Here is a 23011-nt window from a genome sequence, read left to right on the forward strand (position 1 = left end):
GAAAAAGGGTCTGTTGAACAGACCCTTTTATGTGTGCTTTAAACTATAAAGCCATGCCCTAAACGCTTTATGTATTAAATAATCCCACCAGCCAGCTAATAATAGTCCAAACAGCCACGGCAACTAATATTAAAAATATCAATCCCAATATATCGGGAATATGCAGATAAATCCACGCAACAATTGGGTTTCGCCAAAACTTGGAACGTTGCTGCTTTTTTTGTAGGGCTTCGTGCAAGAATGGACGGTCAATATGAGCCGTTTCTTCAATGCCATATTCCGTACTGATATGCTCTCGTACGATCTCAAGCGTGCGGCGGCTAGGACGGATAAAGATATCCATTAGAGTGCCCGCAGCAGGAACCACGCCCACAACCAAGTCTATTAGCGCTAGTCTAACGGCAGGAGTCAACTTGCGAGCAGGCACTCCCATCTTCAGACCCAACATAAACGCGTAACCGGTCAATACCAATCCGGCAATATCTCCTGCGACGGGTACTGTAGATAATGCCGCATCTGCCCCCACCCCTTGCTTGGTAAAAGGAATACGCACGAGCGAATCCATCGTATTGGCAAACTTTGCCAAACGGCGCTCCATTTCGATCACTTGCTGTTTGCTTAAGCCTTGTCGACGTAGATTTTCAGTGATCTGAATATCATTATTGGGGTTAGCATTAACCGTTAGATCAGAACGTTTTGGCATATGGTTTCTTATGTGAATATGGTTTCTTATGAGAATATAGCTTCTTAAGTGAGTAAGTCGGTTTGGTTAATTGGATATAGAATAGATTAAATACAATGTGGTTTACATGCAGTATAGAGTCGTGCACTTAATGCTATGAACACTTGCGTCTTGTAGAAGGCTGAGTTAGTCCAAATCTAGAACTAGCCTATCGAGGAAGGCAAGTCTAAACACAACAAATCAAACGCTATAAATAGTAGGTTAAATGAACTTTACCAAGCCTGAAAAGGATAGGTGATTTTATGAAAAAGGTAATCTTATATAAAAACTATTAACCTTTTAAAGCGACCCAAATACAGCTTAAAGCAATAACCACAAATAAATAACGACCTACCCAGACATTGGCTAAAAACGCTTTGAAACATAACATAGGCTCACGAGTCGCACAGGCTTTATTCTGCTGAGCAAACAGAATGGCTATTAGCCCTAACGCATAGACAGGGATAAGACCTAATATCGTCTGAGCGAAGTAATGATACAGCACCACGCCCATCAGTAACAAAAAGGCCGTCTGCAATAGTGAAATAATAAGCACATCAAAACGTCCGAACAAAATCGCAGTCGACTTCACCCCGATCTTAAGGTCATCATCGCGATCCGCCATCGCATATTGGGTATCATAGGCAATAGTCCAGCACATATAGGCCGCAAATAACAACCAACACCATCGATCAGGCGCGCCTTGTACCGCCACATACGCCATCGGTATCGCCCAACCAAACGCCGCTGCTAAAAACACTTGCGGCAGATGGGTAAAGCGCTTCATAAAAGGGTAAATAAAGGCCAATGCGACGGCGCCCAAAGACCAGTAAAATACCTTTAATGGTAACCAGAACAATAAACTGGCACTAATCAATGACAAGACTAAGAAGGCAGCGACAGCTTCAACACCTGACAATCGTCCATCTGCCAATGGTCGCCCTTTGGTGCGAGCGACCGAACCATCCACCTTTCTATCGGCAAAGTCATTAATAGCACACCCTGCTGCACGCATCAAAATAGCACCTAGCGCAAAGATAACTAGCAAAGACCATGTTGGTAGCAGTGCAAGTGAGGCCTGTGCCATATCATTTGCCATGTCGGTTGCCATGTTATTTGACACGTCATTTGTTAAAGACTGCCCTGCCCCAAAAGAGGCTAAAAACACTGCCCATAAGGTTGGCCAAAGCAACAGCTCAATACCAACGGGCTTATCAAAGCGAGTTAGATGAATATAGGCTTGTAGCTTATTTTGGAAGGTTGATTGAGTTTGAGTCATAGTGCGCCAACAGGGTTAGTCCATGAATAAGTAGCTGTATTGCTTAAGCAACTGAATTAAAAACTTAGTTAAAAACATAAGGCAAGTAGCCGAATTAAAAATCCAGTTAAGTAGCCGAATTAATAACTGAATGACTACGCCCTATTGTACCCCAATTAGTTAATTCCTAAAAAACAGTACTCTAGGAATAAGATCTAGGCGCTATAGTTTGTCGTTAATAATTCAATCAACTGCTGTGGCGTTTCAACTTGATAAGTGGGATTCTCATCGGCCAATACACTGCCTGCTGCCGCGCCATAATTGACAGCGATAGACGTCATACCTATAGCATTCGCCATCTGAATGTCATGAATACTGTCGCCAATAAACACGGCATCGTCAATATCTTGACCGGTTTCCTTTAGGATATCGAGTAGCATTTGCGGATTGGGCTTTGAGCCAGATTCATCTGCACAGCGGCTAGTGACAAAATAATGACGGCTATTGGCATAATCCATCACTCTGTCTAAGCCCGCGCGTTTTTTCCCCGTTGCCACTGCCAGCTTTTTACCCTGAGACTGCAACAGCTGGAGCATATCTTCTATACCCTCAAAAAACTGCGAATGTGGCTGGTTTGGCTCCGTACTCGCCTTAATATAAAAGTCGGCATAGCTTTGCTGAATCGCAGCGTGCTGCTCATCTGTAGCCTGCGGGTACAACATTTGTATGCCTCGGATAAGACTTAGTCCGATGATAGATTTTACCGCCTCATCTGTGGTTTTAAAGCCATGCGCCTCGCCAGCGACGTGCATGGCTTTTATAATGAGACCGATTGAATCCATTAGCGTCCCATCCCAATCGAAAATAATTAAGGACTTGGTGCTTAATGGATGCGCAGAGTGTTTTTTATTACTGTTTTTAATGGTATTGAGTTTTGCTTGAGAAGTCATATTACTCATTTCTAATTTAAATTACTTAGGTAATGCTAAGGTTTGTTAGCTTAACTGTCTAAATGTACATCACTGGGAATAAGGTCCTGCATGTCATCTGGCAGAGGTGCAATAAGGGTCTCATACTCAGGAATATCGAGCTTCCAAGCATGCAAACATAAACGGCGCACCCCAGATTGATCTTGCGGATTATACTTATCATCACCCAGTAGCGGATGACCTAAATAAGCGAGATGCACACGGATTTGATGAGTACGACCGGTTAATGGCATCGCCTCAATGAGACTGACCGGCTCACCGTTAATATCAAACCTTGCTAATACATGGCAGAGCGTTTGGCTTGGCTTAGCGTCTTGACTACTTTTATCGACTCTGACTCGTCGCTCTCCACTGGCTAAGGTATAGCGCAGTAATGGCACATCAATTTTAATATCATTTAAAGCAGGTTGTCCTTTTACAAGACAAAGATAATGCTTTTGGATGGTTTTTTCACGCAAATGCTCTTGCAATACTTTTAAAGCAGAGCGCTTTTTGGAAATCATTAGTAGACCTGAGGTATCTCGGTCAATACGGTGCACCAGCTCAAGATATTTTTTATTAGTGACGTCGCGCATGGCCTCAATCACCCCAAAGTCGATACCACTACCACCATGAACCGCCATGCCTGAGGGTTTATTTAGGACGATGAGCCCATCATCTTCATAGATGACCCGCTCCAGTAAGCTATTAGCAAAGCTGTCACTAATGACGGGCTTTTCACGAGTCGCCAAGCGCACAGGGGCAATACGAACCACATCTCCACGCTCAAGATTGTCATAAGGCTTACAGCGTTTGTTATTAATGCGCACTTCATCAGAGCGAATCATTTTGTAAATATGGGCTCGCGGCATACCCTTGAGTCGGGCTAATAAAAAGTTATCGACACGCTGACCATGTTGATTGCGCGTCACCTCAAGGTGATTGACTTGCGAGAAGTCTTTAATATCCTCATCCGCACTTTGGGGTCGGGCTTTGGTAGAATGGCGTCTTACTTGGGTGGGTTCAGCACCCACACTGCTCATTAGACCCTCAAGGTCTTGCTCTATCTTCTCGTCTCTATTACTCATTTTCTCTACATCATTCTTAGGGTTATGGTGATTTTTTGACATATTTTGTTAGGCGTTTGGCAAAAGATTTGGTATAGTCTAACACGTTGACTTTATGTCTCGTGTATTGTTATACCTTTTATAAAATCAACTTAACACTATTAATCTTGCCAAACCTACTATTTGTGGTGTTTGTCAATATTTTACCCGTTATGTTAATTTTTAAATTTAACAATGCGAGTGAAAGCTCAGTTGTTGCATACGCTGATAACAATACCCATAGCATTATTAATTACCTAAATTTAGTCACTATTTAGTCACTTAGAGCCGTCTATTTACACAGACATCTATCGTTTTTAAGTTTACTCCTAGAAACGCTAATAAGAGTTACGCTAATAATAGTTACACTAATAGTAGGGACACTAATAATAACAACACTATTAAAGTCAGCCCACAACATAATTTTTTAAACAACTAAATTTTGGGTTTGCGGTTTTAGTAGCCAAACGCTATTAAATTTGCCTCTTTGTTTTAACACCTTGGCGCCCCAACCCCCATTTAACTTTAACATGTGCACAATGCTTTACTGTCTTAGGATAACAATAGAAGGGGGTCAGTGATCCCCACTATTAAAAAGCCCAGTTGATCTTACAACGTCGCTTCTAGACTTATTGACTCTACCAGCAACCTTACAACTTGCGTTAGACATCAAGCCTAGGCTACCGCTTAACATCAACTGCGAATAAGCATGATAATAAGAGACGACACGGTACTAATGAGGCGGTCAAATAACCTTAATAAAACACATTATAAATTGCGTTTTGTCATCATAAAATAAGCTGTTATTTGCCAAGTACGCCCCGCCTACTTAGTCCACAATTTAAAACGAGATAAAACTTTAACCTTTAAAATTAAGTTTACCTCATTTACCCAGATACTATTAGCGTTATTAGTTTTGCGGATAATATTATTGATATAAAAGAGTCTTTCAATGGATCACAGACGTTATGCAACTGATTATCATCATTCGCTAACGATTGTATAAGACCATAAGCATAGAAGGGTGACCTTACAACTTACCTAACTATCTATCAAACTATCGATAATGACTTTATTATTAGTAATAATTAACCCTAAAAAAATACTACATAGCGATAAAAATACTGGCTAACATGACTATAAACTGGCAACCTTAAACATTTATATAACGTAAGCATTCACGTAACAGCGACAGTGACTTAAAAAGTGGCTGGAAACTAACACAAAATACTCATGACATATGTTTAAAATGTGATAGGAGTCATTTTGGAATAATCTAAGGACCTACAGCCTTAGCCTAATACCAAAAGCATATCACCAAAAGTTGCAAACTTAATTTCAACAGGCAAATGCAGATACTGCACTACCCTGCCCATAGTCTAAAAGCAATCAGTTATAGTATGATACTCATACGCTTTTAATGTTTAGTTTTAACCGTTTTACCTTCAGTCTCTTAATTATGAAATGTCTGTCTAGTCACCGTTTTATCGGTAAAAGCAGTCATTTCCCAGAGCACAAATATATCAGCGCTCTGTCTTGCCAAGCTTTACTCCCCCTGTAATAGCCATTGTGTGTCATGACCTAAACTAGGACACAGCAATGAAACGCATACTTATTAACGCTACTCACAACGAAGAAGTTCGTGTTGCACTTTGTAAAGGCAACCATCTTTATGACTTCGATCTTGAAAACCGCACCCGCGAACAGAAAAAAGCCAATATTTATAAAGGTCATGTCACCCGTGTCGAACCTTCGTTAGAAGCGGTATTTGTAGAATATGGCTCAAAACGTCAAGGCTTTCTACCCATTCGTGAAATCGCCAGTGAATACCTATCTGGCAATCCTCGTGAAGAAAATATTCGCAAACTGATTAAAGAAGGTGACGAGCTCATCGTCCAAGTTGAAAAAGAAGAGCGGGGTAATAAAGGCGCTGCGCTGTCAACTTATGTCTCTTTAGCAGGCCGCTATTTAGTATTGATGCCAAACAACCCTAAAGGGGGCGGCATTTCTCGTCAAATCTCAGGTAAATTACGTGAAGACATGAAGCGCATGCTAGGTGAGCTTAACTTACCGAAAGGCATGAGTGTCATTGTGCGTACTGCGGGTATCGGAAAAACGCAAGATGATCTGCAACATGATCTTAATCATTTGCTCAATATTTGGAATGCCATCCAAGATCAAAACAAAAAATACGCCTCACCACGCTTAGTCCACCAAGAAGCGGGCGTTGTCACGCGTGCGGTGCGTGACTACCTGCGTGATGACATCTCTGAAATTTGGATAGACAATGAAGAAGCCTTTATTGAGGCCGAAACCTTTATAAAAGCGGTTATGCCGACTCAAATTGATAAGCTACGTAAATACACCGACTTTGAGCCGATGTTTTCAAGCTTTAATGTCGAGCGTCAAATCGAAACCGCGTATCAACGCGAAGTACGCCTGCCCTCAGGTGGCTCCATTGTGATCGATCAAACTGAAGCCTTAGTATCAATTGATATCAACTCAGCCAAATCGACCAAAGGTGCTGATGTTGCAGAAACTGCCTACAATACTAATCTTGAAGCAGCAGATGAGATTGCCCGTCAATTGCGCCTACGTGATATGGGTGGGTTGATCGTTATCGACTTCATTGATATGAACGATAACAAACACCAAAAAGAGGTGGAAAAACGCTTAGTTGAAGCCACTAAATATGACCGCGCACGCGTCCAGTTTGGTGAGATTTCACGCTTTGGCCTTATGGAGATGAGTCGTCAGCGTCTGCGTCCATCGCTTGAAGAGTCGACAGGCTATATTTGCCCCCGCTGTCATGGTAACGGTATGATTCGTGACCTACGCTCTTTGTCATTGTCCATTATGCGTCAAATTGAGCAGACTGCCCTAAAAGAGCGTCATGGTGAGGTACAGGCCGAAGTACCTACTGATGTCGCTGCCTTCTTGCTTAATGAAAAACGCGAAAGCATTGTATATTTGGAGCAAGATAGTGGTACTCGCATCACTATTTTACCGCATGCCCATTTAGAGTCGCCTAATTTCAACCTTCATTTTAACCATCAAGGGTTTGCGCCTGCCAGCTACGAGCGGGTGACTGATACTCAGCTACAAGAAACCAGTGGCCTAGGTTATGATGTTGATTGGCAAACAGCGGAGTCTGAACGTCCAGAACAACAGCCTACCCGTCAGCCGCGTCAACAAGAGTCTACTTCGAAAAATAAGTCTACCTCTGATCAAAAGTCTATCGATAATACGGGCGCTGTTGCCAACCCAACGCTACCCCCTGCAAGCGTTACCGCTGCGCCGCCTAATCAAGCACAAGTGACACAGTCCAAACCTGCTGCGGTTGCTTGGCTATCTAATCTATTCGCCCCAACGCCTGAAGCACAAATGTCAGCGACGGTAAGCAGTGCCGAGGCCGCTCAGGCTATCGAAGCTATTGTAAATACTGGCGCTCAAAGCCGTGGGGCATTTGGTCATGTCGCTGCTGCTGCACCACAAGCTAAGGTAGCGAGTGACTCAGAGACTGGTGGTACCCGTGAAGAAGACAGTCGCAATGACAGCTCTGATAGTCAAAGAGACAAAGAACGTCGTCGATCACGCAATAACAGAGGCCGCAGTAAAAACGACAAACGTAACGAGCGTAGCAAACCTGATAATCGTCGCCGCTATCAAGATAAAGACGATAAATCTGATGACAATAATGCATCCTCAAGTGCGACGTCACACCAGAGAAACAACGTGGACAGCAACTCGTCTACTCATGGCGCTAATAATGGCTCAGCTGACTTGCCAAAGCGCGAGCCTAATAGCAAACGTGAGTCACGTGGCCCAATAGAGCGCAGTGATAGCAAACAACCTGTTTCAAAGCAGGATCAGAACAAGCACGATCAAAATAAGCAGTCTCAAGATAAATCTGCTAATGGTTCAAACCGTTCTGACAGTCATTCAAAACATGACAATACTAATAAGTCATCTGACAAGTCCAATAACCGTTCACAACATGAACGCAATGTCGATCCGAATGAAGTTAGCTTAAAGGTGACTGAAGCGGAAGTGACACTCAAAGAGCCAGAAGTGGTTCATATCTCGTTAGATGATAATTTACATACTAACAATGACAGTCCAAAACCAGATACAAAAGCGGATCAGTCAGCTCAATCAGCCTCAGATACTACTAAAGAGTCTGGTAAGCCCGCTAAAGAGGTTGCTGAGCATGGTAATGATAAGACTCAACAACCGGTTAATAGTGAGTCGGATCGTAAAGATCAGCAATCGCACACTATTAAGCTTGATACTGATAATCATGCGTCTGTTAACCGTGAATCATCTGAATCAAAAGTAGATTCTAACGATTCTGTATCAGCTAAATCAGAACCAGACCCTAGTAAGACAGCTGATCAGTCATTCACTAAGGATAATAAGCCAGTGGATAGTCAGCCGGTGACATCAAGGGCGGAGACGACTAAAGGCCGTGATGGCACTCATGACGTTCAAGATAGCAAAGAGACGCCTAATCAAAAATCTGAAGAGATCTCTCAGAGTTCAGTAGACGGTGTCTCAGAGGGTGAGGTTGCCACCATGAGTTTCGATACAGAGACTCTATTTGCAGATCGTTATGTGGCAGCCAAAAAGTACGGACAAGCGGCTAATGATCCTCGCCTCATCAAAGCGGCTATGCAAAACAAGCTCAGTGAGCGTAGTCAGCGTGCTGAGTCGGTAGCTACTGCTACTGGGCCGGTTACTACTAAGCCTGTCACCACTGCAATTAGTGGTACAGTGGGTCAGTTTATTCATACCCATCTGGCTCAGCCACGTATGCGACTTGCTAAAGACGGCGTCATAACTTGTTTCTTAGCGGCGTTAAATGCGCATAAAGAAACCTCGGGCAGCCAAGCCAAACCAGTGACCAAGACCAAAGTAGTCGATACTGCTGAGGCTAAGGATAGCGCTGAAGACAAAGCTTCATTTGGCTCATTTAGCTTTGTGAACTATGGCTATCAGTCACTGTCGCCAAGCTATCTCGAACGCTTTACGCAAATGACCTCCCCTGTCGCCGCTCATAACATCGAGCAAGGTAAAACTGACGTGGCGCCGACGCCGATTGGTGCTCGTGCGGCAAATGATCCGCGTGGTCAGCATCCTGACTATACGCCTCCTGCTCAGCAAGAAGCAGTGAAGCAAGAGACCAAGCTTGAATCAGGTGACTCAGAATCTACTGATGCCCAAACACCTCAGGTTGAAACGCAGGCTACTAACGCCTCTCAATCTGCCGCAGAAGCAATGGCGGGCTTGCTTAAGCTGAATGTGGGTGATTTTGTGGCTCAAGTACTAGGACAAGAAGGCAAGGACTTGATTAGTAGCGGTCAAACAGAAGCTGCTTTCTTAAAGGCCCTTCGTCAACCTTACGATAAGCCTGCACCTGTGTCTCAGAACACTAATAATGTTCAATCTGACAATGGTGTAGATGATCGTCAGACTCAGCACGATGAAGAGGCGGTTATCGAACAAAGCCTAGAGCAGCCAGCGACCGCGTTAGTGAGTGAGCCTCATGCTGATGAAGTCAGTGAGCAAAAACTAGAGGAACATTCAGAAAGTCGAGGTGACAGTGACGCGCAGCCAGAAGAGAATCAAGCTCAAGCGTCTCATGCTGAAAGTGATCAGTCTCATGAACAACAGGCTGCTCAAGCTTCTAATAAAACCAGTATTGAGACCTATAAGAGCATGATCGAGACCATCTCTGAGCAACTGTTACCTCAGACAGGTCTATTAAATCTGACGTCACCAAAAGTTCCGAAGGCACGTAGTCGTAAGCCGAAAGACGAGCAAAAAAAGACGACTCAGTCTAATGACCGCTCAGATAATCACAATCACTCTACCAATGAGGATTAGCTAGAGCGAGATAATTAGGCGAAAGTTGTTATACTAAATCTAGAAATTAATCTATCGATGAAGGCCAGTGTAAATGCCACATATTAAGTTTAGTGAGCCTGATAAAGATAGGTTGTTTTATAGATAAGGTATTAGATATTCTGATATGGTCATAGAACCAAATAAAGATAACTAATAGCGTTTAATAAAAGTTGTTTAAACAAAAGGCCCTTGTAAATTTACAAGGGCCTTTTTTAATTACTTTAGAACGGGACACTTTATTTTAGGGTGAAATACAATGAGTAGTGAATTTTAAAGTGGTTTTTACCATTTCATGTTTAATCCGCAGCATGACGCAGTTTATTAAACACTGTGATTAATGCCAACACAACCAAACCAACGGCAAATCCAATGACCCCATTGAGCAAGGTAGTTGATACACCCTCAAAGATACCGGTTAAATGCGCAAGATCTTCGACAGCATGATGCAGATGGCTAATACCGTGCACGATAATCCCACCACCGACTAAGAACATCGCAATCGTACCAACTATAGATAGGAACTTCATGAGTTTGGGCGCTGCTGCTAACAAAAACTCACCAAATTTCCTAGTGGCTCGGCTAACACCAGGCTTTTCAATAAGATGCAGGCCGACATCATCAATTTTGACAATACCCGCTACCAAGCCATAGATACCAATTGTCACACCGATCGCGATAATAGTCAGCACGAGACTTTTATCTAATAAACTTGCGGCACTTAACGTTCCCAAGCTAATGACTATAATTTCAGCAGATAGAATAAAATCTGTTCGGATGGCGCCCTTTATTTTCTGTTTTTCCAGCGCCACTAAATCAACTGTCTCATCAACATTTGCTGCCACTCGCGCTTGATGCTCTTCGTCTTCTGGTAGCAGCTTTGGCCAAAACTTATGAATGACTTTTTCTGCCCCCTCATAACATAGAAAAAGCCCACCCATCATCAATAAGGGGGTAATAAGCCAAGGCGCAAAGAAGCTAATGATCAGCGCAGCGGGTACTAATATGAGCTTATTCAAAAATGAGCCTTTCGCTACCGCCCATACTACTGGAAGCTCACGACTGGGTTTGACCCCACTCACCTGCTCGGCGTTTAGTGCTAAATCATCCCCTAACACACCTGCCGTTTTTTTGGCGGCAACTTTGGTCATGACCGATACATCGTCCATGAGTAAGCTAATATCATCGAGTAGCATTAATAGACTACCAGCTGCCATAAAATCTCCTTAGTTAGATAACGATTATTAAAATTTATTACGTATTTAGACTTAGTTTATCTCGTATTCATTTGAAAACCATATGACGATTGTAAGTAAGCCGCTCATTGTTAAGATGCTATTTCTTAGAACGTCATATCCTGACGTTAGAGTAGGGCGCTATTTAACATTTATGTTTACATTTATGATTGAACTATGTGACGTTACACAAATATTAGCAATGTATGGATGAACACGCTGTAAGTCGTAAAAAAACTATAAACTAAGTACAATCATTAAAAGCTTATTATTTATTAGCCTTATTTGATAGTATTGTTAATATGATTTTTAACATCAACCTTCACAGGTTTAACTTTACGCACCCCTTAAGGTCCTTTTATGAAAACACTTACTCGTCTTAGTTGTCTTAGCTGTCTCAGTTGTCTACAAACTCACAAACCACGCACACAACCTCTATTACTGGTCAGTAGCATATTGTCTATCGCCATCTTAAGCGGTTGTAGTCAGCAACAAAATGAGGTGATGACTGCTGAACCGGCATCGCCCACATTAGAATCTACTAAGGCTGCTGGAGTGGTTGAAAACACCCCATTATTAGTGGTCGCTGAAGAAGCAGCGCCTAGCCCGGTCATCCAGTACAATGCACCAGTGTCTAAAATGGCGCCGAATCACGTTCCTATGCCTGCGCCAGCAATAATGAATAGCGACAACACCGAAAATTATGCGGAAATTGAGCGCAATGCCGTTCATGCAACACAAGAGCAAGCCTTTGCTACTTTGAGCATTGATACCGATACAGGTAGCTATGCCAATGTCCGCCGTTTCCTGAATAATGGAAGCTTACCACCGTCTGATGCCATAAGAGTTGAGGAGCTGATTAATTATTTTAACTATGATTTTAGCCATGCCAAAAAACAAGCGAATGCGCCATTTTTAGTGAGTAGCGAGGTAGTCAAATCCCCTTGGCATCCGACCAATCGTATTGTCAAAGTGGGTATTAAAGCTGAGGACACAGTAGCAAATGGACAACTCCGACCCCCTGCAAATCTCGTATTTATGGTCGATGTTTCAGGCTCTATGTCATCTGCTGACAAGCTACCGCTGGCCAAATCAAGTCTAAAAATGCTAACCCAACAGCTACGACCTCAGGATACCATTACCCTGGTCACCTATGCAGGTAATACACAAGTGGCACTGCCCGCTACCTCTGGCAGCCAAACTCAAAAAATACTCAATGCCATTGATACTTTAGATGCCAATGGCTCAACCAATGGAGAGGCCGCTATTAAGCTGGCTTATCAGCAAGCGCAAGAGAGTTTTAAGAAAGAGGGCATTAACCGTATTTTAATGCTGACGGATGGCGACTTTAACGTGGGGGTTTCTGATGTGGATGATATGCTGGATATTATTCGGGACAATAGAGATAAAGGCATCTCATTATCTACATTAGGATTTGGGCAGGGCAACTATAATGATCATATGATGGAACAGGTTGCCGACAATGGGAATGGTAATTATAGCTACATTGACAGCCTAACCGAAGCAAAGAAAGTATTAATAGATGAGATGTCCTCTACCTTTAATACGGTCGCCAAAGACGTTAAGATTCAGTTAGAATTTAACCCTGCTACTGTGTCTGAATGGCGTTTAATTGGCTATGAAAACCGCGTATTGGCCAAAGAAGACTTTAATAATGATCAGGTTGATGCCGGCGAACTTGGTGCTGGAAAATCAGTTATCGCTTTATTTGAGATTACCCCAGTAGGCGAAAAAGGCTTGTTAGAGCCAAGTCGTTATCAACAATCCGCGCCGCTTAGCACGTCCAATAAAAGCGAATTGGGCTTTTTAAAGATTCGATATAAAGCGCCAAATGCTAATACCTCAACATTACTATCTTTCCCAATTGCCAATCATGTTAGCCAAGCCTCTGCCGATACCAACTTTGCGATGGCAGTAGCCGGATACGGGCAATTGCTTTCAAAAAGCAAGTATGTGAATGGCCTAACCTATGCGCAAGTCTCCCGTTTGGCAGAATCAGGGGTGAATAGTGAAATGGACACAACGGGTAGCCGTGCTGAATTCATTAAATTAGTTGAATTGGCAGAGATACTCGATTAACCAACTCTGCAGGTTAAGGGTAGTTGTAACAGAACCTAATAGATAATAGAACCTAAAATTTCAACCTAAATGCAGTCTAAATGAAGGTTATTTGATATATTAGGGGCTGTATATTGTTTGAGCGTCATGAGTTAACCACTGTCGATATCAAGGTTAACTCATATTCGATCCTAAATTTTATGAGAGTTAAGCGATGCCTAAACCGATTTTTGTTATACCTTCATTATTCAATTCACCTTTATTCCAGTCACCTTTATTCAATTCACCTTTATTTAAATCACCTCTGCAAGCACATAAACCGAGCTTTTCAACGTCAACCTTAAGCTCCGTTATATTAACGGCTTTGCTTAGTACCACTGTTTTACTATCTGGATGTAATAAAGAAGCCACGCCAGAAGCCGATGATAAGCGTCCCCCTGCCTCTGAAAATCAGAACATATCCGCAGAGGGGATTGACACTATGAATAATCATGACAATACAGATAGCGTTGAGAATATGGAGAACATAGAGAACAATGAAGAGAAAACGGTAGAGCAACAGTTTTCAACTCGAAACCAACCCTTATCAATAGACTGGAACACGGTCGACTCTGGGGAGACAGCCATCGATCCTGCTAGCTTCAACTATCCATTCGGCTTAGACAGCGAGCCTGTCAGAGCTCAAGCAGAGTATTCACACATATCCCCCAAACAAGCCCAGTACAGCTTGACGGTGGGTATGGCCAGCAACGAGCCTTTGGAAAAGATTATTGATCAATTAGGTGACAGCTACCTATCGCACACTTACTCTGAAAGTGACGCTAAGCTTACGGTGTATACCACTCCTAATGTCACACCCAGCACTCATAACTATGTCATTTCTCACGAGTTTGCGAAGGGTTTGACCTTACCTATTGAGGTAACACACGGGTCTGAACAATCCTCAAAAAGTGCTCATAAATAGATAAATTATGATCCCTAACCTAGAAAAAATTCCATACTTAGAACCTGTTGCTTTCTACTATATCATCTCTAAGTATGCTGCTTTAAACGGCAGCAATGACGATCATTTCTACCAGTAGCTCAGGACGTGCTAACGCTGACTCGCCACAAGCACGTGCCGGAGGTGCCACATCACTAAACCACTCATCCCATACCGCATTCATTGCGTCAAAATCAGCCATGTCCTTTAGCCACACGGTTACTGATAACATTTTTGACTTGTCGCTACCCACCTCTTCTAATAATGCCTTAATCTTCTCAAGACAGGTCAAGGTTTGAGCAGAAATATCATCTTCGGCATTGCCGACTTGTCCGCATAAATAAATCGTCTCATTGTGGATGACAATCTTGCTCATACGTTGGTTGCTATGTAACTTTTGCATGAATCTTTCCTTGTTAATTGTTTTGTGTGTTAAGCCGTTTATAATTAATGTATTACCATAATTTTCTAGCACTTCTTTCAATTGGCTAGAATCTTATTCAGAGTCTCAAGATATGTTCAATAACCTTGCCTACTTAGCAAAGCGTTCAACACTAAACGGTGTTGGATCGATATACAACGGTTTATTATGAATCATCTCTTCGATCAACCGTCCTGTCGCAGGCCCTAGGGTAAATCCTTGATGCGCATGACCAAAGGCAAACCATAAGTTATTATGATGAGTGGCAGGACCGATAACAGGCTTCATATCGGCAATACAGGGTCGAGAGCCGTGCCATGCTTCAGATTCCACCGCATCTTTAATGGGTATGACCTTCTTAGCGACCTTAAGCACCGCTTCAAGCTGAGTGGTATCCTTTGGCGCATTCATCAATGTCATCTCCGCCCCAGTGGTAATACGAATACCTTGTTCCATTGGCCCCATAATAAAGCCTTTTTCTGCGTCATATAAGCTATGTCCAATTCTGTTTTCCGGACTCACTTTAAAATGTTGGTGATAACCTCGCATTGGAAATAGCGGAATTTTATAGCCTAAAGGCGCGGTAAACTGCGTCGACCAAGGGCCTGCAGCGATAACAACATGCGTACTATGAAATGTTTTGGTTTGAGTCTCTAAGCTTGAGTCTGTCTGAATTTCCACGTCGACCTGCCAGCTTCCATCGTCTGCTTGTTTAAGATCGGTTACCGTGGCCTGCTTGATCGTACCATTTAATGCCTCAAAGCTTTTGGCATAGGTTTTCACTAATCGACTTGGGTTCTTTATCTGCCAAGTATTCTGCCAGTGAATACCACCAATAAAGTCAGAAAAGTTAACATTAGGCTCTGCTTGTTTTAACTCATCGACGCTCACGACTTTAAACTGAACCCCTTTTTGTTGCGCCCGCTTTGCCTTTATCAGCGCTTCATCCAACTTATATTGGTGGCGGTATAACTCAAAAAAACCATCTTTGCGTACCAGCTCGCCGGCGCCTGACGCTTCGATCATCACGCCGTGCTCATTGGTACAATGGGCAATCAAAGTCGCCCACTCGTCTTCGATTTTAGTCAGTTTGTTTTTCGCAGAGCTAGTCCAGTATCGATACAATGCACTTTGATAATTGAAAATAGCAGACCAGTGGTATCGAATATCAGTACTTTTATTCGGCAGTACTCTAACTATTTCACCCAGTTGTCTTGGAAACGCTTTCGGAAATACCGCTTCTCGCTGTATCAATCCCGCATTGCCATAGGAGGTTTCTTCACCGGGTGCTTTTTTATCTAACAGTAACACTTCAGAATTATTTTTTTGTAGATGCCATGCAATGGATGTGCCTACCATTCCTGAACCAATCACAATAACGTCATATTGCATAAAATATCCTTTTTTATTCATTGAAACAAATCATCACCTTAGGGTCTGTTTGCCATTAACTTTTAAGGCATTTAATGCTTTATGATAACGCTATTTTAAGCGGACGGGTGTATTAAATTTATTGAATTAAAGTCCTTTGAGATCGATAGCGTCATTTTGCATATAAGTAGCTGTCTACTTAGCGATTTACGTCTTTGAGAACGAATGTAGAAAGTGATGACAATAAACTAGGGCGTGTGGAACATTCGACCATGGCACTGGCGGAGACTATTTTTTAGTCAATATGCAGTGAAATTTATGACGCTTAGTCATTCTAAGTTAGAAAATTTCGCCATATATTGGCAAAAAAGAGTCCCGCCCCTTCGGGCTGATACTAAAATCGCCCCAGACGTTGTTACAAACCTAGCCAAGGTCTAGACATTAGCGTCAGTTTGCGCCTAGTCTGGAACGATTTTAGCTATCAGCAGTGCTAATTTGCGAATGTTCCACACGCCCTAATCTATGAAGCGTATGCCTTTAATCGGTTACGCTTTGACTTTGCACGAACGCTAAAGAATAGAGCGGTTTAGCCTTGATTGAAGCGGTAGCTTAGTAGGCTGTGGCGCATACAGCACCTTACAAAGGCGTGGTATCGAGGTAACAGGAACACGATTGTGTGTAGGTGCTGTTCGCCACAGCCTGCTAACTATAAGCGAAAAAGCAAGATTAGCTCCCCCTTTTGAGAGAGTTATAAAATGTCAATTGACACCCTCACACTCTACTCCCCAATCAACTGTAAAAACTCCGCTTCTTCAACCACTCTTACCCCAAGACTTTCGGCTTTGGTCAGTTTTGAGCCTGCCTTTTCACCGGCTAATAATGCAGACGTTTTTGTAGAGACGCTACCAGATACTTTGGCGCCTAAGGCTTGTAGTTTGGCTTTTGCCTCGTCTCGTGACATGCCACTGTTGACTAAAGTACCAGTGATAACCCACGTTTGACCGTCTAAAGGTAAGTTGTCTGAAGCCACTTGCTCTACTTTTTCCCAGTGCACGCCTGCGGCTATTAAGGCATTAATAACCTCGACATTATGATCCGCTCGGAAAAAGTTAAAAATTTGCTCAGCGGTAATGTGACCGATATCTGGTACGGCTTCCAATGCCTCAATACTGGCCTCCATCAGGGCAGGCAAATCCCCGAAATACTGTGCTAAGTTTTGAGCAGTTGTTTCACCGACGCCGCGAATGCCTATCGCGTAGATAAATCGAGATAGCGTTGTGCTTTTACTGACCTCGATGGCATTTAATATATTATTGACTGACTTCTCGCCGAGCTTCTCATAGGTCATCAACTCGTCTTTATGTGCTTGCAATTGATAAATATCGGCAACTGTCTTAACGATCCCTTGATCAAAGAAGCTAATTAACCAACGCTCACCCAGTCCATCGATATCCATTGCCTTACGTGAGACAAAGTGAATAAGCGCCTCTTGCTGCTGAGCGGGACAAAATAGCCCTCCTGTACATCGTGCTAAGGCTTCACCTTCTGGTAACTCAACTGGTGAATCACAAACGGGGCAATGACTCGGTAGCTCTACGGGATGGGTGTCTTTAGGACGAAACTCATGCCACACTTTAGTCACTTTAGGTATCACATCGCCTGCCCGGTGTACACTGACGGTATCCCCTGCCCGCACATCTAGGCGCTGAATCTCACCGATATTATGCAAGGTGACATTGCTAACGGTCACGCCGCCGACTTGCACAGGCTCAAGCTTACCGACTGGCGTAATTTGACCCGTTCGTCCGACTTGCCATTCAATAGCGTTGAGGGTGGTCATGACGGTTTCGGCGGGGAATTTGTAAGCGGTTGCCCAGCGCGGCTCACGTGACAAATAACCCAATTGACTTTGCAATGCTAAGTTGTCAACCTTGATAACGGTACCGTCGATTTCAAAGGGAAGTTCTGCACGGGTCTCGATGACCGACTCATAATACGCTTGCGCCTCTTCAAGTCCTTTAACCACTTTAACCGCACTGACGGTAAAGCCAATATCTTTCAGCCATGCCAGCGCTTGTGACTGAGTGTCTATCCCGTCAGGCAGCCCCTGATTGACGGAATAGGCATAAAAGGCCAATGGACGACTGGCTGCGACAGCAGGATCAAGCTGACGCAAGCTACCCGCAGCCGCATTTCGAGGGTTGGCAAATACCTTGCCGTCTACCGCTTTGGCTTCACGGTTAAGACGCTCAAACCCTGCTTTAGGCATCAGCACTTCACCACGTACTTCGAGCACCTCTATATCATAAGCTGCTTCTAGCACTAGCGGTATGTTATTGATCGTTTTGACATTTTGGGTAATGTCCTCTCCCGTTTGTCCATCGCCACGGGTCACGCCCCGCGCAAAATGACCGTTATGGTATTTAAGAGAAACGGCTAAACCATCAAGCTTGAGCTCCATCTCATAGGTGGGATTCTGTTCAGCCTCGCTAAGCCGATCATTCACACGGCGCATGAACTCTGCAAGCTCATCTTGACTAAACACATTACCCAATGACAGCATAGGGATGTCATGCTGAACTTGTGAAAATGACGGTAGCGGGGCATCTCCTACACTAGCCGTTGGGCTATCAGGCTGGGTTAAGTCTGGGTAACGCTCCTCAAGCTCAATCAAACGCAGTCGCAATTGATCATATTCATTATCACTGATAACCGGTTCATCCATGACATAATAGGCATTATTATGCAGTCGCACTTGTTTAATGAGGGTGCGCATCTCATCGATAATGGGTTTTGTCTCTTTATTCATTTGATGATGATTATCTGAGTTTGTAGCAGTCTGTGTCATGGTCATTGCCTTAGGTTTTATGCCCTTGATTTGCCATTTAGGCCAAATAAATAAATGACATTATGATACCAATTTTGGTCATGCCCTGTCGAAATAAAACAGAGGCAGGCAATACTTTATACTCAAAGAAATCTAAAATGGTTACAAGGCAACCGAGTGCAAGTAGCAAGTAATAAGTAATAAGTAATAAGTAATAAGTAATAAGGGAGTAAGCTTAACGAGGTTAACGCTGTTACCGTTAGTCGTTCGCTGACTATATTTAAAAAATGAAACGCGACGCCATTATCAATGGTTAATAAGCCTTTGAATTAATGATAAACTTAAAGGATACTAATAGACATGTCACACTATGACTATAGTTAAGAATTGACTCAACCTCTATTCAATTGGTAATCAACTCATAATAAATTCGCAATCAATTCGTCGCCAATGTGTTGTTAAGACAAATCAATCTTTAATTACCTTTCAATCAACCATAAAAAGGATTTTATGATGTTCGACATCACCCCACGTGGACAAGAATTTTACAACCGCGTCAAAGACTTTATCCAAATAGAAATCGACCCCATTGAAGCCGACCTAATTAAGTCCAGTCACCAATCAAACAATCATGGCGACTGGAAAAAATGGCAGTGGCCTGAACAATATTATACCTTGCGTCAAAAAGCGAAAGATGCCGGATTGTGGAATCTTTTCTTACCCGACGATACCCTTGGGGCAGGCTTATCAGTGACTGACTATGCCCCTATTGCTGAGCTGACTGGACGTAGCTTGATTGCTCCGAATATCTTCAACTGTAATGCGCCAGATAGTGGCAATATGGAGCTATTATGGCGCTTTGGCAATAAGGAGCAAAAAGAGCGCTTTTTAAAGCCTTTGTTAGACGGTGAAACTCGGTCAGTATTCTGTATGACCGAGCCTGATGTCGCGTCAAGTGATGCCACTAATATGGAAGCGACGGCCATCGTGGAAGGGGATGAGATTGTACTCAATGGTCGTAAATGGTGGTCTTCCGGCTTAGGTGATCCCGATGTTGATTTCATCATCTTTATGGCGCACACCCCAAATGAAAATCTTGGCCGTCATCAACAACACTCCATGGTACTCGTCCCCATTGACACAAAAGGTGTCAACATTGAGCGTATGTTAACCGTATTTGGCGACTATGATGCACCACACGGTCACGGTGAAGTCGTATTTGATAATGTGCGAGTGCCGGTAGGCAATGTTATTGGTGCGCCGGGTATGGGCTTTATGATTGCACAAGGTCGTTTAGGACCTGGACGTATTCATCATTGCATGCGCTGTATAGGCGCTGCGGAAAAGTCATTAGAGCTTGCTGTACACCGTGCGATGAATCGACGCGCTTTTGGTAAAAAAATTATGATGCTTGGTGGCAATATGGAACGAATCGCTGAAGCCCGTATCAAAATCGATCAAGCACGCCTACTGACTCTGTATGCCGCTCATAAAATTGATACTGATGGTGTTATGAATGCGCTGACAGAAATTTCAGCAATAAAAGTCGTCGCCCCAAATGTCCTGCAAGAAGTGGTGGATATGGCGATGCAAATCCATGGCGGTATGGGCGTATGCCAAGACACGATGCTTCCAGCGTTCTATGCCCAAGCCCGTAGTTTACGTTTAGCAGATGGGCCTGATGAGGTTCATAGAGGTATGATTGCCAAATTAGAGCTTAAAAGACATGGCTATAGTCGTTCTAAATCAGAATAATGACGACAGGGATGACATTTAAACTCAATTGCCGATTATATTCTCGAACTTTTTTATTCAATTTTGCCATATTAAAGGGAATTTTATGAGCACTGCCAAACCTTCAAATCAGTCCACTGCCGATGACGCCACAAAAAGTACACTGATCGATAAGCCTACGACTGTTAGAGAAACTGAGAGGTTAGATGCTAACGCGGTCACTGACTGGCTAATCTCACAACATATCGATGTTCAAGGCGATCCAAAAGTTACGCAGTTTTCTGGTGGTGCTTCCAATTGGACCTATTGCCTGCACTATGACAACAGAGATCTTATCCTGCGTCGTCCTCCTGCGGGTACTAAAGCCAAATCGGCACATGATATGGTGCGTGAATTTAATATTCAGCAAGCACTACATGACGACTATCCGTATGTGCCAGATATGATAGCCCTGTGTACTGATGAGTCTGTGATAGGCTGCGACTTCTATGTGATGGAGCGCTTAGTAGGGATAATTCCGCGTGCCAATCTACCTAAACAGCTAAAGTTAGACCGCTCAGAGATTCGCGAATTATGTACCAATGTCATTGATGCGCTGATTGAATTGCATCAAATTGACTATCAACATAATCCGCAATTAAAAGACATCGGTAAAGGGGATGGGTACTGCAAACGCCAAGTCATGGGCTGGGAGAGACGCTATACAAAGGCGAAAACACCCAACGTCCCAAGCTTCTATGTCGTGCGCCAATGGTTAAAACGCAACCTTCCTAAAGATAGCCGCATTTGTGTGATTCATAATGATTGGCGCTTTGATAACGTCGTTTTAGACCCTGATAATCCAACCTCGGTCATTGGTGTGCTTGACTGGGAGATGGCAACCCTAGGCGATCCTTTAATGGATTTAGGCGGTGCTCTTGCGTACTGGGTACAAAAAGATGACAACATCATCATGCGTCAATCCCGCCGCCAGCCGACTCACCTCGACGGTATGATGACACGCGAGGAAGTGGTGAGCTACTATTTAGAAAAGACGGGTATGACCACTGACAATTGGGCTTTTTACGAAGTATTTGGCCTGTTTCGTTTGGCGGGTATTGCTCAGCAAATCTACTATCGATACTACAACAAACAAACCGACAATCCTGCTTTTAAGAACTTTTGGATTATCACCCACGCTATTAATGCGCGGGCACTCAAACTGATTGCCAAGCATGAAGCGACCAAAGCAGTTAAGAGCGGTCAGTTACCAAAACCTATTCACTCACTCGCCAAACGTTGGCTAGATTAATCATTAATCAAAAAATGCTGATACTAAAACCTTTAAAACGGGTTAACAATAGACAATTATCAACCCCATTAAACCTTTAAGGATGATATGACAACCTTACTATTTGCGAGACATGGACAGGCCTCTTTTGGTCAACAAAACTACGATAAGCTATCAGATCTTGGTATCAAGCAATCTCAGCTATTGGGGGCACAATATGCCCTCAGCCAGCGCAAAATTGACGCCGTTATTACAGGCTCTTTGACCCGCCAGCAAGATACGGCAATGCATTTTTTAGAGGCATATCAAAGTAACAGCTCTATTGAGCAACTCATGATTGAAGATCTAAACGAATTTAACCACAAAGATGTGTTTGTTAAATTTGATCCTACCTTTGCAACCGAATTTGGGGTGTTAGCGGCTATTGCTAAAGCACCCGTACCTAAAGTACGCTTGGCTGAGCTGTTTAATGACGCGATGTTGCGCTGGCATTCTGGAGAGCATGACGAGGACTATCTTGAAAGCTGGACACAATTTAATCAACGGGTACAAGGCGCATTGCAGCAGGTTATCCATCAGACCGAGCGGCTAGAAGCCAACAATGTCCTTATTGTTACCTCTGGTGGTGTTATTGCTGCAATAGCGGCAAGCCTACTTAACCAAGGTAGCCAAACAGCCTATCAGATAAACCGCAGCTTGGTGAATACTGGCGTCACGTCCCTCATCTCAAAACCCAATAAAATTCGCCTACTGTCTTTAAATGAGCACAGTCATTTGTATGATCAAGGACAAAGCTTTAAGTCGTGGCAGTGACTATTGGCAGTAACGATTGGCAGTAACTAGTATTGAATAAAGAGACTTAAAATAGCATGAGATATAGCATGAAATGACGTATTAACTCACACTCCTATAGTCATAGGCAACTAAATGAGAAACAAGGCAACCGAGCGCAAGTACTACTCTAGTAGGCTTAATGAGGTTAACGCTGTCGCTCTTTTGTTTGGCTACGACTATATCATTTTATCGAAGCAATAACCGAGACCCTTATGAAAAAATCCTTATTGAGTACCGTACAACACAGTCTGATGGGTAGCATCCAGAGCAAGTTTCAGGACACTAAAGCCTTACTTCAAAA

Annotated in this window: 14 protein-coding genes; 6 read left to right on the plus strand and 8 right to left on the minus strand. The window is 43.2% G+C overall.

Annotated elements, in window-relative coordinates:
- Positions 1-67: 67 nt before the first annotated feature.
- The 4 genes from AC21OG_RS02255 to AC21OG_RS02270 all read right to left on the minus strand — a co-directional run bounded on the left by AC21OG_RS02255 (position 68) and on the right by AC21OG_RS02270 (position 4077).
- Entirely contained in the window at positions 68-598 is a 531-nt protein-coding gene (locus AC21OG_RS02255) for a DUF4112 domain-containing protein (RefSeq protein WP_487377432.1), read from the minus strand.
- 415 nt (positions 599-1013) lie between these two features.
- Positions 1014-2000, minus strand: coding sequence for a 4-hydroxybenzoate octaprenyltransferase (ubiA, locus tag AC21OG_RS02260; RefSeq protein WP_486545927.1), 987 nt, complete (start codon positions 1998-2000; stop codon positions 1014-1016).
- 194 nt (positions 2001-2194) lie between these two features.
- The gene (locus AC21OG_RS02265; RefSeq protein ID WP_487377339.1) at positions 2195-2929 is read right to left on the minus strand and encodes an HAD family hydrolase; all 735 of its coding nucleotides are present in this window, start codon (positions 2927-2929) and stop codon (positions 2195-2197) included.
- 50 nt (positions 2930-2979) lie between these two features.
- The gene (locus tag AC21OG_RS02270) at positions 2980-4077 is read right to left on the minus strand and encodes an RluA family pseudouridine synthase (RefSeq protein WP_487377338.1); all 1098 of its coding nucleotides are present in this window, start codon (positions 4075-4077) and stop codon (positions 2980-2982) included.
- Positions 4078-5652: 1575 nt separating this feature from the next.
- Here AC21OG_RS02270 and AC21OG_RS02275 point away from each other — a divergent pair.
- Complete coding sequence (locus AC21OG_RS02275; RefSeq protein WP_487377337.1) at positions 5653-9939, plus strand: Rne/Rng family ribonuclease; 4287 nt, start codon at positions 5653-5655, stop codon at positions 9937-9939.
- Positions 9940-10256: 317 nt separating this feature from the next.
- On the opposite strand, the gene AC21OG_RS02280 is transcribed toward AC21OG_RS02275, so the two are convergent.
- Positions 10257-11174 carry a DUF808 domain-containing protein gene (locus tag AC21OG_RS02280; protein WP_487377335.1) on the minus strand — a complete coding sequence of 306 codons (918 nt, stop codon included), beginning with the start codon at positions 11172-11174 and terminating at the stop codon, positions 10257-10259.
- Positions 11175-11552: 378 nt separating this feature from the next.
- Between AC21OG_RS02280 and AC21OG_RS02285 the strand changes: the two genes are divergently transcribed.
- Positions 11553-13292, plus strand: coding sequence for a vWA domain-containing protein (locus AC21OG_RS02285; RefSeq protein WP_487377334.1), 1740 nt, complete (start codon positions 11553-11555; stop codon positions 13290-13292).
- Between the two features lie 193 nt (positions 13293-13485).
- Positions 13486-14235, plus strand: a complete 750-nt coding sequence (locus AC21OG_RS02290) for a hypothetical protein (protein WP_487377332.1) — start codon at positions 13486-13488, stop codon at positions 14233-14235.
- Between the two features lie 82 nt (positions 14236-14317).
- Here the strand turns inward: AC21OG_RS02290 and AC21OG_RS02295 are convergent, their stop codons facing one another.
- From AC21OG_RS02295 to ligA, 3 genes are all read right to left on the minus strand, one after another.
- Positions 14318-14656 carry a RidA family protein gene (locus tag AC21OG_RS02295; RefSeq protein ID WP_487377330.1) on the minus strand — a complete coding sequence of 113 codons (339 nt, stop codon included), beginning with the start codon at positions 14654-14656 and terminating at the stop codon, positions 14318-14320.
- A gap of 129 nt (positions 14657-14785) precedes the next feature.
- Positions 14786-16066: an NAD(P)/FAD-dependent oxidoreductase gene (locus AC21OG_RS02300; protein WP_487377328.1), complete on the minus strand. Its 1281-nt coding sequence runs from the start codon at positions 16064-16066 to the stop codon at positions 14786-14788.
- A gap of 757 nt (positions 16067-16823) precedes the next feature.
- Entirely contained in the window at positions 16824-18893 is a 2070-nt protein-coding gene (ligA, locus tag AC21OG_RS02305) for an NAD-dependent DNA ligase LigA (protein ID WP_487377327.1), read from the minus strand.
- A 492-nt stretch (positions 18894-19385) separates the two neighbouring features.
- Here ligA and AC21OG_RS02310 point away from each other — a divergent pair, with 492 nt between their 5' ends.
- The 3 genes from AC21OG_RS02310 to AC21OG_RS02320 all read left to right on the plus strand — a co-directional run bounded on the left by AC21OG_RS02310 (position 19386) and on the right by AC21OG_RS02320 (position 22689).
- Complete coding sequence (locus tag AC21OG_RS02310) at positions 19386-20627, plus strand: acyl-CoA dehydrogenase family protein (RefSeq protein WP_487377431.1); 1242 nt, start codon at positions 19386-19388, stop codon at positions 20625-20627.
- An 85-nt stretch (positions 20628-20712) separates the two neighbouring features.
- Complete coding sequence (locus tag AC21OG_RS02315) at positions 20713-21897, plus strand: phosphotransferase family protein (RefSeq protein ID WP_487377325.1); 1185 nt, start codon at positions 20713-20715, stop codon at positions 21895-21897.
- Between the two features lie 87 nt (positions 21898-21984).
- Complete coding sequence (locus tag AC21OG_RS02320) at positions 21985-22689, plus strand: histidine phosphatase family protein (RefSeq protein WP_487377324.1); 705 nt, start codon at positions 21985-21987, stop codon at positions 22687-22689.
- Positions 22690-23011 lie beyond the last annotated feature (322 nt).

Source organism: Psychrobacter sp. CX5 (assembly GCF_057621535.2).